We start from the raw sequence: 17873 nt of genomic DNA, 5'->3' as shown, positions 1-17873 counted from the left end.
GATATATATTGTTCCGTCGATAGAAAGTGGTGATCTACCACACAAAACTTGCATTTCACAACAATCTTTTAAATTTTGTCAATTGTAAGATTATATTTACAAATAGATATAATGAATACTTTTAACCAATCTTAAATGGAACATATTTTAATCACTGGAGGTGCTGGTTTTATCGGATCTAATTTTATTCCTTATTTTTTGGAAACCTACCCGGATAAACATCTTGTAAATATTGATGCGATTACCTATGCAGGAAATGTAGCACACCTCAAAGAAGTAGAAAAACACGAACGTTATACCTTTATTAAGGGAAATATTTGTAATCGTTCCTTGCTGGAAGAATTATTTCAGACCTATGATATTAGAGGTGTCATTCACTTTGCAGCGGAATCCCATGTAGATAATTCCATCAAAAGTCCTGATGCGTTTATGCAAACAAATATTCTGGGCACTTTTAATCTCATTGATGTTGCCAAGAAGCACTGGATGGTAGCTCCTGGAATTTATAAAACGGATTATGCCAATGCTCGCTTTCATCATGTTTCTACAGATGAGGTCTACGGAAGTTTGGGAAAAGAGGGGCTCTTTACGGAAACAACACCGTATGCGCCCAATAGCCCATACAGTGCATCCAAGGCTTCCTCGGATTTTATTGTGAGGAGTTATCATCACACTTTTGGGATGAATATCGTTACGACCAATTGTTCTAACAATTACGGACCAAAACAACATGATGAGAAGTTGATTCCCACTATTCTTAGAAAGGCCTTGGCCAATGAACCCATACCTATTTATGGAGATGGGCTAAATGTCCGGGATTGGCTTTATGTCCTAGATCATTGCAAAGGAATAGCTTTGGTCTATGAGAAAGGAGCTTCTGGTGAAACCTATAATATCGGTGGAAGAAATGAACGCACAAACCTACACATTGCCACTACGATCTGCGAGTTTCTCGATAAAAAAAGACCGAGAAAACAAGGAAAAAGTTACTTAGAGCTGATTACCTATGTAGAAGATAGGGCAGGGCACGACTTCAGATATGCCATTGATGCCTCCAAAATAGAAAATGAATTAGGATGGAAGGCCGATGAAAACTTTGAGAGTGGCATTGAAAAAACTTTGGAATGGTACCTCAGTAAATTTTTGAATCAAAAGGCAGAAAGCCTTGCATAATCCCCCATAAAACGAAGAAATATGAAAGGAATAATATTAGCAGGCGGATCGGGAACTAGATTACACCCCTGCACGCTGGCCGTAAGTAAGCAGCTTATGCCGGTCTATGATAAACCCATGATATACTACCCCATATCTACTTTAATTGAATCCGGTATTTGGGAAATATTAATTATTTCCACCCCCTACGATCTTCCAATGTTTAAAAAGCTTTTGGGAGATGGTAGGCAATACGGATGCAAATTTGAGTACGCGGTTCAAGAAGAACCCAATGGCTTGGCCGAAGCTTTTATTATTGGGGAGGAATTTATCGGAAAAGATAAAGTGGCTTTGATTCTTGGCGACAATATTTTTTATGGCACCGGATTGGAAAAACTCCTACAGGCCAATAACGATCCAGAGGGTGGAATTATTTATGCATATCATGTTAATGATCCGGAAAGATATGGTGTAGTAGAGTTCGATGAAAAGAACAATGTGGTTTCCATCGAAGAAAAACCCGAAAACCCGAAGTCGAGCTATGCAGTACCTGGAATTTATTTTTACGACAATGAGGTGGTAGCGATTGCCAAAAATGTGAAGCCCAGTGCACGTGGAGAAATTGAAATTACCGATGTAAACAAAGAATACCTGAGAAGGGGAGCCTTAAAGGTGAGTATTCTAGATAGGGGTACCGCTTGGTTGGATACCGGAACCTTTAATTCTTTGATGCAAGCGGCACAATTTGTTCAAGTCATTGAAGAAAGACAAGGATTAAAAGTAGGTGCTATTGAAGCGGCGGCCTATAAAATGGGATACATCACAAAGATGCAATATAAAAGACTCACCGAGCCTTTGATCAAAAGTGGGTACAGCAAAGCATTACTAGACGCTCTAATTTAATATTATGGAAATAAAAAAAACCAGAATTGCGGGCTGCTATACCATAACACCTGCAGTATATGCAGACGAGCGAGGTCACTTCTTTGAAAGCTTTAATCAACAGCGTTTCGAAGATCGTATTGGACAATCCACGCATTTTGTTCAAGACAATCAGTCTTTTTCTACAAAAGGAGTACTTCGAGGGCTCCATTTTCAAAAAGGGAAATTTGCCCAGGCGAAATTAGTTCGTGTGCTTCAAGGAGAAGTATTGGATGTTGCCGTTGACCTGCGATCGGAGTCGCCTACCTATGGAAACGTGTTCTCTACGACCTTATCCCATGAAAATCACACCCAACTTTTTATACCTAGAGGCTGTGCCCATGGCTTTATTACTTTGAGTGAAACGGCGGTTTTTGCCTATAAATGTGATAATTATTACGAGAAGGATGCTGAAGGCGGATTACTGTATAATGACCCCTTTTTTAGTATCGATTGGCAAATACCAGAGGACGAATTGATCATTTCTGAAAAAGATAAAATACTACCCACCTTTAAGGAGTTAATGCAGAAACCAATACTTAAATTTTAAGCCACTATATGCTAAAAATCTTGGTCACCGGAGCTAATGGACAATTGGGAAATTGTATTCAAGAGATTTCCCGATCGCATACAGACAGGATTCAGTTTGATTTTAAATCATCCGTGAACTTAAACATTACGGATAGAACGTCTATTTTTAATGAAATGGAGGCAGGGCAATATCAATACTGTATCAATTGTGCGGGGTATACCAATGTAGATGGTGCTGAAACAAATCAACGTCTTGCCGAAAGAGTAAATGCTGAAGCGGTCAAATTTTTGTCCGAGGCTTGCGAAACCTATAATACTACCCTAATTCACATTTCTACAGATTTTGTGTTTAATGGCAGTCAAAGCACACCTTATACCGAAAAAGATAACCCCAAGGCGGACAGTGTGTACGGCAATACCAAACTTCAGGGGGAAAAGTATATTCAAGAGATCTGTACAAAGTATTTCATTATTAGGACTTCGTGGTTGTATGCGGAACATAGTTATAATTTCTTGAGATCCATGCTAAGACATGGCAGGGAAAGAGATCAATTGTCCGTAGTTTTTGATCAAATAGGTACGCCTACCTATGCTAGAGATCTTGCGGAGGTCCTTTTATTATTGATTACTAGGGAAATTCAGGAATATGGGATATATCACTTTAGCAATGAAGGAATAGCCAGTTGGTATGACTTTGCCAAGGCGATATTCGAAATGAACAAGATTGAAGTGCGTTTACAACCAGTAAGAACATCAGAATATCCACTTCCTGCCCAACGCCCCAGCTATAGCGTATTGGATAAATCAAAAATCAAAGAAATCTTGAATATAGAGATTCCACATTGGACCAATAGTTTAAAAGTGGCCTGTGGGCGCTTACAAGAAGAAATAGAAATCGTAAAAAAATAAAGTATGAAAATAGTAGTCACAGGAGGATTGGGTTTTATAGGGTCACATACGGTGGTCGCTCTTCAAGAAGAAGGTTTTGAAGTAGTCATCATAGACAATTTAAGCAATTCGTCGGAAGATGTACTTCAAGGAATACAGCAGATAACGGGAAAAAAAGCCCAATTTGAACATATGGACTTGCGTGACAAAAACGCGGTGTCTAATTTTTTTAAAAAACATACCGATGTGGAAGGGCTTATCCATTTCGCAGCCTACAAGGCTGTAGGGGAAAGTGTGGCAAATCCGTTGGCCTACTATGAAAACAATTTAAATACCTTGGTCTATCTTTTACAGGAAATGGAGCATGCAAAGCGATCTAATTTTATTTTCAGTTCGTCCTGTACGGTGTACGGGCAAGCAGATAAAATGCCCATTACGGAGGATGCCCCTGTAAAACCCGCAGAATCCCCTTATGGGAATACCAAACAAATAGGGGAAGAGATCATACGGGATACAGCTAAGGTCAGGGATGGGTTCAATGCTATTGCCTTGAGATATTTCAATCCCATGGGAGCTCATCCATCCGCTGAAATAGGGGAACTCCCTATTGGGGTGCCACAAAATTTAGTGCCTTTTATTACCCAAACGGGAGTTGGCTTGCGAGAACAACTCTCCGTGTTTGGATATGATTATCCTACAGAGGACGGCACCTGTATTCGCGATTATATTCATGTTGTAGATTTAGCCAAGGCCCATGTCGTGGCCTTACAACGATTGCTAAAGCGTGCCAACCAAGAGCGGTTTGAAGTATACAATCTGGGTACCGGTACCGGAAGCTCTGTATTGGAAGTGATTAACAGTTATGAACGCATATCGGGGAACCGACTAAAATATGAATTGGTGGATAGACGCCCGGGAGATGTGATTACAGCCTATGCCAGTACCACAAAAGCAAATGAAATATTAGGTTGGAAAACGGAATCTAGCTTGGACGACGCCATGAAATCGGCATGGGATTGGGAAAAGAAAGTACGAAAGAAATCTACTTCTATGATATGATTTCGAAGGAACTTTAATTAGATATGGTTTATGCCAAGATAGATTCGCCATAAAAATCAATATACGACTTCCTCCAAGCCTCAGGAAAAGGATGTTTTTGTAAAAGTTCCATATCATAGGCCATTAAAACGGATTCTGATATCGCTACAAGGCGTCCATGGACTTTACTATAGATGTTACCTTTGCAACGTACACGATCTTTAAATAACGCTATAACATCCAAATGGATTATTACCTGATCTGGGTAGGTTACGGGAAAGATATATTTGCAATCTTGCCATGCTAATATGGGTACAATTTTTTTTAGCCCTAGTGTTCCTTTATTCATTTTTTGAAACATTGCAATACGAGCAGATTCTATCCAACGCAAGTAAACAGTGTTGTTTACGTGTTGGGTAGCATCCATATCACCCCATTGTACGGGTAGTTCAAGAATCGTATAACTATCAGGTTTATCCGCTATCATTTCATGCCAATATTCAAGTTTATGAAATAAATATAGCCATAAACAACATATTTTAAAGCAAATATCGATCTACTATTAACCTAAAGGAATAGAAAGTTTAATGCGCTGAGATAGGTACGCATGAATTTATATTTAAGGAAATACCCCTTGTTATTAAAGCAATTACAATCCGTTGTGGTATTCCATGATACTTTTAATAAAGAATATTGCTAAAGACAGGATTACGCAACTTATAGCTGCTAACGTATCTTCTTTAGTTACTTGTTTTTTTAGAATGTTTAGAATTACCTTCATATTCTTTTAGAGCAAAGTTCTGGGTAATAGGTATTAGAATATGGAAATAATCCATGAAAGAACATTATACTGGTTTAAGCACTGAATAACTGATTTTAAACGAACCAGAAGGGTTTTGGACGAATTTAATTTTAAAACACAGAAGTTTTTGTTTAGGAACGAGGTTGTAGACCTCAAAAAAATCGATTTTAAGAAAATGGGTGTTTTTTTGAATTTTTAAAAGTTTTTAAACCTAAATATCGGGCGAGTACACCTGTGTTCGTCGGCAAGTTTTCCCAAAGATTTGCTTTTGCTCGTAATAGGAAGGAAAGCGATTGCCGTACTTATGCCGCCATAGGTTCCTCTAAGTAAATTTTAAACACAGTTCCAAGTTCGCTCAGTATTTCCATTTTACCATTTAGTTGTTCTACCAAACCCTGTACCAATTGCATTCCAAAGGAAGAAGAGAGTTCCAGATCAAAATCCTCTGGCAACCCTATGCCATTATCTTGGACTAGAAGCTGAAATTTACGGGAGTCATCCATTTGCTTAAAACTGATGTTAACAGTATTGTTATCGTTTTGATGGCCGGGAAAGGCATATTTATAGCAATTGGTAAGGAGCTCGTTCAAAATAAGCCCTAAGGGTATGGCAAGCCCCATTTTGATTTCTTTTTGATCGATGTTCATATTGAATTTTAGGGTGCCGCTAAAGCTTTTTTGCAAATTTTGAATCAGCTCTTGGATATAGGAATTCGCATGGACCTTTGTAAAGTTGCTCCCCCGATATAGGTTCTGATGGATAATGGCCATGGATTGAATCTTATTTTTACTTTCTATCAGTACGGCCTTTAGTTCCTTGTTTGCTTTATGATTATCTATCTGGGTCCCTATGAGACTAAGGATGATCTGGAGGTTGTTTTTGACCCTATGGTGGATCTCTCCCATCAGCAGGGTATTTTCTTCGTTTTTTTCCTGGATCAAATTGAAGCCTTTTTGCTTTAATCTGAACCGATTGAAAAGTACGATGAGCAGGATACCGATAAAGACCAGGCCAATAATAAGGATTTCCCGTTGGTTCCGTTGTTTGTTGTTTTCCAGGGCTAATTGTGAGATTTCGGCATTTTTTTCTGCATTTTGTTTTGCAAACTCCAGACGTTCAGTTATTTTCAGGTTGGTTTCTGCCGCTAAACTATCCTTATAGACAGCATACAGCTTAAAATGTTCAAAACCTTTTTGGAAATCTCCTAAAAGAGAATCAATAACGGATAGTGTTTTGTAAGATTTAGAAATCTTTTCCTTTGCAGAGTTTTCTTTCTTACTTTTTTGTGTCCCAATAAATTTAAGAAAGTGCCTCGACGCTTCATCAAAATTAGTATTCGCATGTGCCGTTTGCCCCATCTCTAAATGAGTGTAGCCCTTATTTAGAAGCGCTTCTCCATATCTTGCTAAATCTCCGTTTTGAAGTATTTCAATGGCTTTTTCATGATAAAGCATTGCTTCGTCATACATTTTTAAATAAGAATAATTAAGGGCAACATAATTAAAAATAGCTCCTTTATAGATGCTCATGCTTTGGTCTTTATTGACGAGGTCTAAAGCAAATAAATTATGAGCTAATGCCTTGTTATAATCTCTTTTTCCGGGTGCCGTCGTGTATAAATTTCCAATATTGGCTGCAGCAATCAATTGATATAATGTGTTATTATCTTTTTTAGCATACTCTAGTACCTTTATAAATTGTTCTAAAGCCTTATCAAATTGGTCAAAGTCAAAATTGATTAAGCCTGCATTCATGTAAAATCGACATTTTGTATCTGTAGTAATAGAAGGGTCATCTAAAAATATAACAACACTCCCAAGCAGTTCTAAAGCCTTATCGTATTGCTCTAAATATTCATATTGAGCGCTTAGCATAACAGCCATTTCAACAATAACGCTTCGTGCCTCTCCATTTTCTTTTACCAGTTCGTATGCGCGTTCATGATATGAAACACCCTTATAAGTTTCGTTTTTATAAGTAAAAACGCGTCCTATCCCAAAATTGCCTTTGCGAATTCCAATATTATAAGATATTTCTTCTGATTCGGATAACACTTGTTGCATATGCAATTCGGCTTCATCATATTTTTTCGCACTAATCTTAATCCAACCTAAATGGTATAATGCATCTATTTTTTTAGTCGGTTTTTTATAGTGTTCGCTGTATTTGATTGCTTGTTCTGCATAGTACTGGGCACTATCCAAGTTTCTATTTTGAACTTTTTCGTAGATTTCAGCTAGGGCAATGAAATGATCAATTTTTTGCCCATTATTTGATTTTTTAATCAATGCCTGTAGGCTATCGATTGGGGAAGTATGCTGTGCATAGAGGCAGCCGGTATAGAGATACGAAAAAACAAGTATTGCTTTGATAACATTTTTCATGATTTGTAAAAGTGCTAAAACTTGATGCATTGGAAATAGAAAATCGGATGAATTCCGATGCTTGGTCGAATGCACAAATTCCTTTGGTTATTTCTGGTTCTGTTGGTTTTAAAGTCGGTAAATTGTTCTTTAACTGTTCCTTATCTACAAATGTAATGGCAATTTTGTGTTTTGATGTTAAAATAATGTGTGGGCTTAACAAAAAAAAGAGGATGACTAATAGTTAGTAAATCCTCTTTTCTTTTTTTGATACTCGTAATGTATTTCTCTTTAATTTACCTCATAATAATTTTTATATCATGGATTAAATGGAGAAAAACTAACGAAATTCCAATCTACCGCATGATGATTTTTTGTAGCGATCCATTCATTGATTTTAAAGAACCAAAACCTACCTGTTCCTGTGGATTTTTCCAGTTCCTCTTGACTATTTTGGTGGAAGGCCATAGAAACTTCCCCAGTCAATTGAAGGGTTTTTTTGTTTTCAAAGTCAATAAATAATAAACCTCCTTTGGGGTTTTCGCTAAGGTTTCCCAAAGTATTATACAGGTTATTTCCTTGATAATCGGGGATTTTTAAAATATCATCCTCCATGATTTCTACAAATCCTTTTGGTCCTCCTCTATGGGAAGCATCTAATTTACCATCTAAACCGGCACTGCCAACAAATAAAGTATCTGCACCTTGTATCAAGTCCTTTAGGGAATCGGTTAAAACACTCCCAGAACGTTGTTCGATCTTCGGCCCACTATGCGGATCCGAAAGTTCTATTTCTCGTTGTTGAATGTATTTGGGACAATTGGTATACGATTCTTCTACATGTACCGAGATTTTGTCGTTCTCCATCATTACATGGCCATTGATCCGAATGCGTCTTCTGGTAGCAAATTCAATAAATAAGGTCCCTAGTTTAGGGATTTCTAGTATATTACTGTAGAAGATATCGGTAGGCGTACTGCGTATTTGGGCGCGATCAAAGTAAAGTTCACTGGGATTCACCACTTTGGTAAACCCAAAATCACCCACTAGCAAAGAAATCCATACGTTCCCAGCAGTATCTAGAGTGGTTGCCACAGCCATTTTTTGCTTTTCTATAAAGGGAATCGCTCCTCTAATGATTTTATTGGTGATCATTTTACTGATTTTCCCAGCGAAATCCGCAACGCCCAATTGCTTTTGAATTTTAAGCTCTCCTTCGTTAAAAACTGTTCCCATAATTATGATTTACAAGTGAGATAGTACCTTATGGAAGGCTTAAAAAACTAAGATGGTAAAGCCTTGATCATGTAAGTTTAAAAAACTGGGAACTCCCGGTATGTTGGGTACTTTATTATCCCCTAGTAAATCAAAGCCAGAAGGGTCTGCTCCCCAAACCTTTGCACAGGCCTCGGAGACGCCTGCCACGGTATCTTTTACTTCGTTAAAGAGTTGATGGCCAGGATGGGATTCCTCTTTTAAAGCTTCGGGCCATCTTGTTCCCGTTCCTTGAAATATTATTTTTACCTCTTTGCCGGCCTTTTTGTATTCATAGGCGGTGGTTAAGGTGTTGAATAATCTTCCCAAAGATTCTTCCGACCCCGCTTTTGGATCGGACAAAAGTACAATTGCTAATTTTTCCATTTTATATATTATTTCAATTAATTACAGATCGTTCGGTAAAATATGAATGTAAATTTTAATTCAAGTATGTGTTTTCAATATGTAGTAAGGTGGTTTCAAATATAGAAAGGTCTTTCATTCCTTTTGCCACAATGAGACTCCCTTGAATGTCTATGAGCACTTGTATCGCTCTTTTTTCGGCATGATCTGGACTTAACCCAAGTGCGATACCTATTTTATGAAAACTGGAAACCCATTCTTTCATCCCATTTTTGATGTGATCTTCAAACAATGCTATTCCAGTCTCCATGGACAATGCCCGCAGGATACAGGTTTCATCTCCTCCATGGTACAATGTATGGATCTGGGATAATGCTTCTTTTAACCTATGTTGCGGTGGAGTATCTTCCTCTAATAATGGTTGAAATATATGAGTATCTACCCAGGCATGAATATGCAGTAATACAGCATCTGCCATTTCTTTTTTTCCTCCGGGAAACCTATGATAAAGACTGGCTTTTTTTAATCCTGTAGCCTCCGATAAATCCTTTAAACTGGCTCCCTCATATCCCTTGGAGCGGAAAACGGTGGTCAAGCCTTTTAAAATTTCAATATCCAATACTTTCTGCGGTCTCATGGGGCAAATATACTGAAAAAATAAAAGTTACCAAACGATTGGTAAAAAATAACAATTCTTTAATATAAATGTTGGAGTAAGGGGATAAACTAGATCATAACCATAAGAAAACACACCCTACAAGCATGTACCGTCAAAGGACGTTCTTTGGCACTCATTCGTTTAGTGCCTCCCATTACTTTTTAGAATTATTTTTGTTAAATATTGCACATAACCAATGGAAAAATTCTAGTTTTAAGATATTTTTAAACCAAATGACCAAATTATAAAAGTTGATTAATTTTCCTTTTAGTTTTAATGAAAAAAGTTCCCTCCTGCTTATCTTCTTTTTTCATGGGCTCGTTTTTTCGGTCTTATTATTTAGGGAAGGATTAAGGCACAATAGTAAGTCGAGCAAATGGTTAAGCCTGCTCTTGTTCTTGTACGCCATGTATATCACGCCCTATATGTTAGGGTATGCTGGTTGGTATGGTGAAGATACTACCGCGGATATTCTCTTCTTCATCCCCTTTATGCAGGTATTGCTCATTGGTCCAGTCGTCTATTTTTATACAAAGAGCCAATTGAATACAAGTTTTGCGCTTTCAAAAAAGGACTATATCCATTTTATTCCTGCTGTTTTATATATGATCTACAGCCTAGTGATCTTTGTGACCGATAAACTGATTTTAGAGGAATACTATTTCTATGCGATCAAGCGGGATAAGGATTTGGCGAACTGGTATCAAGCCGTAGGCTTAGGATCCATGGTATGCTATCTGATTTTAAGTTTACGGTACTATTCAAATTATAAAAGGCTGATTTTTGATAGGGTCAGCTATGCAGAATCCATATTGTTTAAATGGGTAAGAAATTTCATGGTAGCTTTTTTAGGGATCCTCCTTTTAAGGGTGTTATTTTTTATTACCAATCCAGAATGGGGCAATTTTGGAAGTCAATTTTGGCATTATATTGCTTTCTCGTTCATCTTCTATTATATCGCGATTACCGGATACAGCAGTGTGATCAAACAAATTGCACTGGAAAGTGAAAAATTAAAAGTGGTGAATGTTTTTGAAGAAGACGTGACCGATATTGAACAGGATAACATCCCGGGCAAAGTTGACGAAAATTATTCCAAATGGGAAAAGGAATTATCCAAATTAATGCTGGAGAAACGTTTGTTTGAGAACCCCAGACTTGCCCTGTCCGATGTTGCCAAAGAATTGAACATTACCACAAAAACTGTATCACAAACGGTGAATACTTGTTTCAATATGAATTTTAATGATTTTGTGAATCATTATCGGATTGAGGCGGTAAAAGAAAAACTGGAACGTGAGGAGCATACACAAACGACCCTATTGGGAATTGCCTTGAATTCCGGATTTAACAGTAAGGCTACCTTTAATCGGGCGTTTAAAAAAAGTACATCATTATCCCCAAAAGATTATATTGATAAATTATCCTAAAAAAGGTCTCAAATCAAGATTTGAAGCGCTTTACATCCCTTTATTAATGATTTTTGGGAAGAATTAATCACATTACAAAATGAAAGGAATAGTAGTTGCCCTCTTCGTTCTCATGGCAGTTTCAAGTTTTTCCCAAGAGGCAGAGTTAAGAACAATTGACGCCATCATCGAATCAAAAATTAAAGAAAAAGATCCCGGATTAATGGTGGGGATTGTAAAGGATGGAAACGTCATTTATGAAAAATACGCCGGACTGGCCAATTTAACACATCAAGTGAAAATCACTGAAAAAACACGTTCCAATATAGCTTCCACGGCCAAACAATTTACGGCCTTGATGATTTTACAATTATCCTTGGAAGGCAAATTGGATTTGGAGGATGATATCAGAAAATACACGCCCTCACTATACTCAAAAGTCAAAGAAAAAATACGGGTCAGGCATGTGATCAACCATACCGCTGGCATCCGCGACTATGTTGCTTTGATGGATTTGAAGCAGAATACGTGGATGAACCAAGTTGGTCTGGATAATGAAGATGTTATGGCATTGTTGGAACAACAGGAAGAACTCGCTTTTAAACCTGGGTCAAAGTACCATTATAGTAATTCCGGCTATATTGTTCTTGCAAAAATCATTGAAAAGGTAAGCGGAGAAAAATTCACAGATTACTCCAAAACCTTTTTTAAAACCTTGGGAATGACCGAAACTTCCTTTGTTGAAAAGTACATGCGGGTGATTCCCAACAGAGCAGAGCCCTATGCCGATTGGGGTGGGGGAGAATGGTTGGAGTCTCCCACAGTTACCAAAACTGCTGGGGAAGGCTTTTTGTTTACTACCTTAAAAGATCAATTAATTTATGAGCAAGCCCTTCAAAATGCCGATAAGAACAATAATGTGTTATTGATCAAAAGTCAGCTGCCCATTCCCAATAGTGAAATAAAAACCTATGGTTATGGACTACGACTATTCAATTGGTTTAGACAAGAGCGGGAATCCGTACATCATGATGGAGGGACTTATGGATACAACTCACAAACCGTTCGATTCACCAAAGAGCATTTAACCGTATTTGTTATGAGTAATAATGGCAACATTCGAAGTGATTTGGTCGCCGATGAGGTCGCTAAGGTATTCCTTCCCCCCATTGAAGTTAAAAACGAAAATGCCTATGACCCTAAGCTTAAAGAATGGACCGCTAGCGCCACGAATCCAGAAATCTTGGGGCAATATATCTCTCCTGGTGGTACTTTAACACGGATCGAGAAAGAGCAAGGAAAAATATACTTAAAACAGAATGGCAATTTAAGTGTGGAAATTATAGCAGAAGGTAAAAATAGCTATGCTTTGTCCTATGATCCGGAACAAAAGATTGTTTTTCATCACAATGAAATGATTATATTCCGACCGGATGGTGGTTCGGATGTATTTAAAAGAAGCTTGGAACCCGCTGCTACCCCAGAAGATTTAGAAGGTTTTGTAGGGTCTTATTACAGTAGCGAACTGGATATGGATTTTGAACTAAAACTGGATGGGAACCACCAGCTAAAAATAAAATTCTCCAATCGGAAAAATGAACGCCAAGTGGAAGCGCTCCATAGAAATGAACTGTTGTCCCGTAATTTTATCCTAAAAGTCCAAAGAGATGCCTTTGACAGGCCCATCAATATGCTAGTATCCCTTGGCGGTGCCTTAAATAATAGATTTGTAAAGAAGACCAATCTAAAATTCCGACCAAAAATTAAAATTGAAAACGGTTCAATTCAAGTCACTACAATTCCCTCTAAAAATGGGGATATTTCCGATATCCTTTTGACCAAAAATTATGAAAATGGCAACGAAATATGGTCTAAACGATTTGGAGGAAGCAGCTACGATAAGGCCAGTTCTATCTTGGAAACTACAGATGGCTATTTAATTATAGGATCAACAAGTTCGTATGGAAAAGGGAATTATGATATGTATGTCGTCAAAACAGATAAAAAAGGACACAAAATTTGGCAAAACACCTATGGTAATTTTTATAATGAATATGGCTATAGTGCAGAGCTCACGGATAAAGGATACTTAATTAAGGGGACGATACAAAATTGTGAAAACAATACAGATATCAATAGAAAATGCACTTCTAATGTTTGGTTTGTTGCCATCGATGAAAATGGTAAACAACTGTCCAGTAAAATCCTAGAAACGCTGTAGGCGGATATTTGGTGATTAACGATTGAAGTGATATTTGAACAACGCATTATACTATAATGCAATCATATCATAGTTGTATCAAAATAATCCATTTTAGGTATCCTTTATGCTCAAAAAAGGCCTGAATTGAACGAATAGCAATTCAGGCCTTCCAATGAACATATGTACCTGTTGTTGTCATATGATTTGGTATAAAAAGATTACTAAATATTAAACTAGTTTATGGTGACCGACCCACCACAAGATGAATTGGCGGAACAAGCCAAAGACCCTGCATTACCGACCCTGGAACTCGAGTTGCTATGAAAGACATGGTAGTAGGAGGCACTACATCTAAATGTGCCAAAACTACCAGCGTTTATTGGGCTACCGTTCATCGAGCCCGATTCTCAGATATAAATAGGATTACTTTTATCCATAAGTTTTTTAAATAGTTGTGTGAAATCATATTTACTTCGTAGTTTAACAAATTAAAACAATAGAAGGGTCACTGCTCAAAACTTTTATTTAATGGGCTTTTTTAGCGCTTTTTCACTGAAATCAAAAAGATATATATGCATAACAAAACGTATCGCGTGTTTTGGAATTATGCTATTGTATATAGATGCTGCAGCTGCATTACATCAATCAACACCCATTGATAGCTTAATAACGCAACTAAATAGCTATACCAAAACGGATAGTGTAAAAGTAAATCTCCTTAATCGTATTGGCAATGAGTACTGGATTATAGACGCAGATGAATCTATTCGTTTTGGAAAAAGAGCACTACAGCTTTCCGAAGAATTAGCGTATACTGGAGGCTTGGCAAGGGCAAACCGTGTTATAGGTGTTGCGTATTGGTCCCAAGGTGTTCAGAACAAAGCCTTAAAGTATTTAAAGGCCTCGTACGAATTGTACGATAGGCTGCAGGATAAGACAGGTATAGCCAATACAAGACTTAACTTAGGGATGGTCTATGCAGATCTTAAAAATTATCAAAAAGCATTGCAGTATTACGAATCGGCTATTAACGAATTTACTGCCTTAGAATTAAAAGATAGAATAGCCACTACTTTTACCAAAATAGGGACTATGTTCGTTGAACAACATAGAGAAACCGAGGCATTGAAATTTTTAACCGATGCACTGCAAATGCACTCTGAGAATGACTTTACCTATGGTATTGCAGAAGTGCACAATAAGTTGGGGATCTTATACCTGAATAAAAATGAAATTGAACAAGCCTCTTACCATACCCGAAAATCGATGTCACTCGGTGAGGAAGTAAATGATATTCATGGGCGAACACATAATCTTATAATTTTAGGAAAAATTCTAAGACTATCCAATAAAATTGATAAAGCAATTGTATATGTTCAGCAAGGCTTGGTACTTGCTAAAGAAAATAACCTGAAGCAATTTGAGCTATTGGCCTATGAGGAATTAAAGGAATTAAAACAACAAAAAGGAGAACTGTATGAAGCGTTGTGTTTTTATGATAACTATACCTTTTTAAAGGACTCTCTTTTTAATTCAGAAAAATCAAAACAAATTGCTTTTTTAGAATTCGAGAACGAATTGGACAAAAAAGACGCCGAGCTTCTGGAATTTAAGGCACAGGAAAAAGCAAGCAATACAATTAAAATAATTTTACTCATAGGTATTGTTATTCTCGCAATTGCAGGTTATATCATATATTTTGTGTCAAAGCAACGCCTTGGAAAGAGCAAACAATTGGCGGTGAAAACCAAAGAGCATTTAGAATCGGCTCAAGAACTCACTCAAAAACATTTAGAGAATTCAGAACTAAGACGTAAAGAATTAAAACAACAATTGGATTTTAAAAATAGGGAGCTCACTTCGTATGCCCTAAATTTTATAAAGAAAAATGAAGTAGTGCAAGAATTAGAATGCACCATTAGTGATCTTAAACAATCTTCAGCTATATCAAAGGATAAATTAATAGCAGACTTAAAAAAAATAATACAAAAAAATTTAAGTATCGATAAAGATTGGGAAAACTTTAGTAGATTTTTTGATGACGTGCATCAGGGGTTCTATTCTAATTTAAAATCTAAACACAAAGGCTTGACCGCAAATGACTTGAAATTATGCAGCTTAATCCGATTAAACCTAAATACCAAAGAAACCGCTAGTATTTTAGGGATATCTCCAGAGAGTGCAAAAACATCTCGTTATCGCCTACGTAAAAAACTAGAGTTATCCTCCGGTGAAGAAATTTCCACCTATTTATTAAGTCTGGAATAGCAATGAATCTCCCTTGATCTGTTAAGCATACATTTCAAGCTAAATACTTCATTGGTAGTGTTGTTTTTCAATCGTGTCTACCTTTTGTATACCTATTTGTTGCCTTTTTATGTGGGAGTTGTTTCCATGTACACCCATTGTATACTCTATTTTATGGGAACTAAGACAGAACTATCATAATTTAGTCCTATCGATTTTTGTTCACTTTTCTGTTAAGTAAACCAAGTTCAAAAATCTGCCAAATTACAGAAAGTATAAAAAACTAAAGTAGAAGTTTGACTAAAAGTATCTTACTTTGAAGAAACCAGAAACCAAATACACCAAAAGTTATTCAGTTAATGTTGCCTATCAAGTTTTTGGGTCGGGAGATATCGATTTGGTGTATATTCCAGGATGGATCTCTAATATTGATTTGATGTGGGCTTGTCCCGAATTGGTCAGTTTTTTAAGTGAATTGGGTAAAATAGCTAGAGTTATTCTGTTTGATAAGAGAGGTACAGGACTTTCGGACAGAGTTATAGAATTCCCTACTTTAGAAGAACGGATGGATGATATAAGAGCCGTAATGGATGCCGTTAACGCTGAGAAAGCAGTTTTGTTTGGCCATTCTGAGGGCGGATCTGTATCAGCCCTATTTGCTGCAACCTATCCAAATAGAACAATTTCCCTGATTACTTTTGGAATATTTGCCAAACGTGTTTATGCTCCAGATTATCCGTGGGCACCTACTTGCGCAGAACGTCAGAAGGTGTATGATTGCATTGAAAAAAATTGGGGAAGTGGAGAGATGAATTTAGAATCGTTGGCCCCTTCCAAAGCTGACGATACCGTATTTATGGATTGGTTGGCGAATTATTTTCGTTCGGGTGCAAGTCCAAGTGCTGCTTTGAAGCTGACTAAAATGAACACTCAAGTAGATATTATTAATATTCTAGATGCTGTAAAAGTACCAACTTTGATGTTACAGCGCAGGGGTGATATAGATGTGAAAATTGAAGAAGGTCGATTTATAGAAGAACGAATTGAAAATGCAAAGCTTGTTGAATTTGAAGGTAGTGATCATTTGTTCTGGACAGACAATACCCAAGAGGTTTTGGAAGAGATGAAATCTTTCATTTTAAATGTAAAACCAAAATCTGTGTATGAAAAACAACTCTATACCATAGTTGTTGGTCGCTTTATTCCTTCAAATAAAGATAATCCTAAGAGCAAAGACATAGTTGATCAAGCTATAGAACAACATAGAGGGGCTTTGGTCCATTATAATACAGAGACGTTTATAGCCACTTTTGATGGCCCGAGTAAGGCAGCTAATTGTAGTATGGATTTAATGAATGCATTCAGGGAATTACATATACCATTGGCTATAGGAATCCATATCAAAGAGTGTATTGTAGGAAATTGTATTAGCAAAGAGGTATTGGACTTTTCCACATTTATGGATAGGGAATCTGTATCTAATCAGATTCTGTTAACACAAACGGTAAAGAATTTATTGGTGGGTACTGATTTGGCTTTTACTACCTATAAAACTATTTTTAAAACAGTATCTGGAAATTCTTTTCTGTTATATACCGTTAAGGAAAAGATAAAGCAAGAAGCTTCTTTTAATGCTGTTAAAGGGACGAAGTTAATTCATGATGACACTTTTCTTGAAGGAGTATTGCAATCGATCAATACGCACCTAAATAATGAATGTTTTGGTGTAGAAATGCTGTGTAGGGAATTGGCTGTTAGTGAACGACAATTACAGCGAAAATTAAAGGAGATGTCGCAAATATCTCCAAATCAACTGATTTCTTCAATGCGTTTAAATTTTGCAAAAGAACTTATTTTAAATAGAGAGGGTACTATTTCTGAAATTGCCTTTAAAGCAGGGTTTTCAAATCCTTCTTATTTTTCTAAATGCTTTAAAAAGAAATTCGATATCAGTCCTTCTGATTTGAGGAACTAACATCCCCCTTTTCTAGCCCTTTTGATTTTAAATCCATAACTTAAATTAAGGCGCTTTATGCTTGCA

General features: G+C 36.9%; 14 protein-coding genes. 9 read left to right on the top strand and 5 right to left on the bottom strand.

Annotation, left to right across the window (positions count from 1 at the left end):
* Positions 1–135: 135 nt before the first annotated feature.
* Genes rfbB through galE form a run of 5 tightly spaced genes read left to right on the top strand, consistent with a single transcriptional unit; the run spans position 136 to position 4551 of the window.
* Complete coding sequence (rfbB, locus tag ACEXOE_RS00210) at positions 136–1173, top strand: dTDP-glucose 4,6-dehydratase (protein ID WP_394746701.1); 1038 nt, start codon at positions 136–138, stop codon at positions 1171–1173.
* Positions 1174–1194: 21 nt separating this feature from the next.
* Positions 1195–2055: a glucose-1-phosphate thymidylyltransferase RfbA gene (gene rfbA, locus ACEXOE_RS00205; protein ID WP_394746700.1), complete on the top strand. Its 861-nt coding sequence runs from the start codon at positions 1195–1197 to the stop codon at positions 2053–2055.
* 4 nt (positions 2056–2059) lie between these two features.
* Positions 2060–2623, top strand: coding sequence for a dTDP-4-dehydrorhamnose 3,5-epimerase (gene rfbC, locus ACEXOE_RS00200; protein WP_394746699.1), 564 nt, complete (start codon positions 2060–2062; stop codon positions 2621–2623).
* An 8-nt stretch (positions 2624–2631) separates the two neighbouring features.
* Entirely contained in the window at positions 2632–3513 is an 882-nt protein-coding gene (rfbD, locus tag ACEXOE_RS00195) for a dTDP-4-dehydrorhamnose reductase (protein WP_394746698.1), read from the top strand.
* A gap of 3 nt (positions 3514–3516) precedes the next feature.
* Complete coding sequence (gene galE, locus ACEXOE_RS00190) at positions 3517–4551, top strand: UDP-glucose 4-epimerase GalE (protein ID WP_394746697.1); 1035 nt, start codon at positions 3517–3519, stop codon at positions 4549–4551.
* A 28-nt stretch (positions 4552–4579) separates the two neighbouring features.
* Here galE and ACEXOE_RS00185 read toward each other — a convergent pair whose 3' ends face one another.
* The 5 genes from ACEXOE_RS00185 to ACEXOE_RS00165 all read right to left on the bottom strand — a co-directional run bounded on the left by ACEXOE_RS00185 (position 4580) and on the right by ACEXOE_RS00165 (position 9952).
* The gene (locus ACEXOE_RS00185; protein WP_394746696.1) at positions 4580–5017 is read right to left on the bottom strand and encodes an acyl-CoA thioesterase; all 438 of its coding nucleotides are present in this window, start codon (positions 5015–5017) and stop codon (positions 4580–4582) included.
* A 617-nt stretch (positions 5018–5634) separates the two neighbouring features.
* The gene (locus ACEXOE_RS00180) at positions 5635–7716 is read right to left on the bottom strand and encodes a histidine kinase dimerization/phosphoacceptor domain -containing protein (RefSeq protein ID WP_394746695.1); all 2082 of its coding nucleotides are present in this window, start codon (positions 7714–7716) and stop codon (positions 5635–5637) included.
* Between the two features lie 297 nt (positions 7717–8013).
* Positions 8014–8931 carry a pyridoxamine 5'-phosphate oxidase family protein gene (locus ACEXOE_RS00175; protein WP_394746694.1) on the bottom strand — a complete coding sequence of 306 codons (918 nt, stop codon included), beginning with the start codon at positions 8929–8931 and terminating at the stop codon, positions 8014–8016.
* A gap of 39 nt (positions 8932–8970) precedes the next feature.
* Positions 8971–9336 carry a hypothetical protein gene (locus ACEXOE_RS00170; RefSeq protein WP_394746693.1) on the bottom strand — a complete coding sequence of 122 codons (366 nt, stop codon included), beginning with the start codon at positions 9334–9336 and terminating at the stop codon, positions 8971–8973.
* A 55-nt stretch (positions 9337–9391) separates the two neighbouring features.
* A complete protein-coding gene (locus ACEXOE_RS00165; RefSeq protein WP_394746692.1) occupies positions 9392–9952 on the bottom strand; it encodes a TetR/AcrR family transcriptional regulator in 561 nt (186 codons plus the stop codon).
* A 272-nt stretch (positions 9953–10224) separates the two neighbouring features.
* Between ACEXOE_RS00165 and ACEXOE_RS00160 the strand changes: the two genes are divergently transcribed.
* The 4 genes from ACEXOE_RS00160 to ACEXOE_RS00145 all read left to right on the top strand — a co-directional run bounded on the left by ACEXOE_RS00160 (position 10225) and on the right by ACEXOE_RS00145 (position 17807).
* Positions 10225–11403: a helix-turn-helix domain-containing protein gene (locus ACEXOE_RS00160; protein ID WP_394746691.1), complete on the top strand. Its 1179-nt coding sequence runs from the start codon at positions 10225–10227 to the stop codon at positions 11401–11403.
* 79 nt (positions 11404–11482) lie between these two features.
* Positions 11483–13603: a serine hydrolase domain-containing protein gene (locus tag ACEXOE_RS00155; protein ID WP_394746690.1), complete on the top strand. Its 2121-nt coding sequence runs from the start codon at positions 11483–11485 to the stop codon at positions 13601–13603.
* 588 nt (positions 13604–14191) lie between these two features.
* Positions 14192–15853: a tetratricopeptide repeat protein gene (locus ACEXOE_RS00150; RefSeq protein ID WP_394746689.1), complete on the top strand. Its 1662-nt coding sequence runs from the start codon at positions 14192–14194 to the stop codon at positions 15851–15853.
* A gap of 295 nt (positions 15854–16148) precedes the next feature.
* Positions 16149–17807: an alpha/beta fold hydrolase gene (locus ACEXOE_RS00145; protein ID WP_394746688.1), complete on the top strand. Its 1659-nt coding sequence runs from the start codon at positions 16149–16151 to the stop codon at positions 17805–17807.
* The last annotated feature ends 66 nt before the right edge of the window (positions 17808–17873 follow it).

Source organism: Spongiimicrobium salis, from assembly GCF_043678055.1.
In the GTDB taxonomy this organism is placed as follows: Bacteria; Bacteroidota; Bacteroidia; order Flavobacteriales; family Flavobacteriaceae; genus Spongiimicrobium; species Spongiimicrobium salis.
This window is presented reverse-complemented; position numbering and strand designations above follow the sequence as displayed.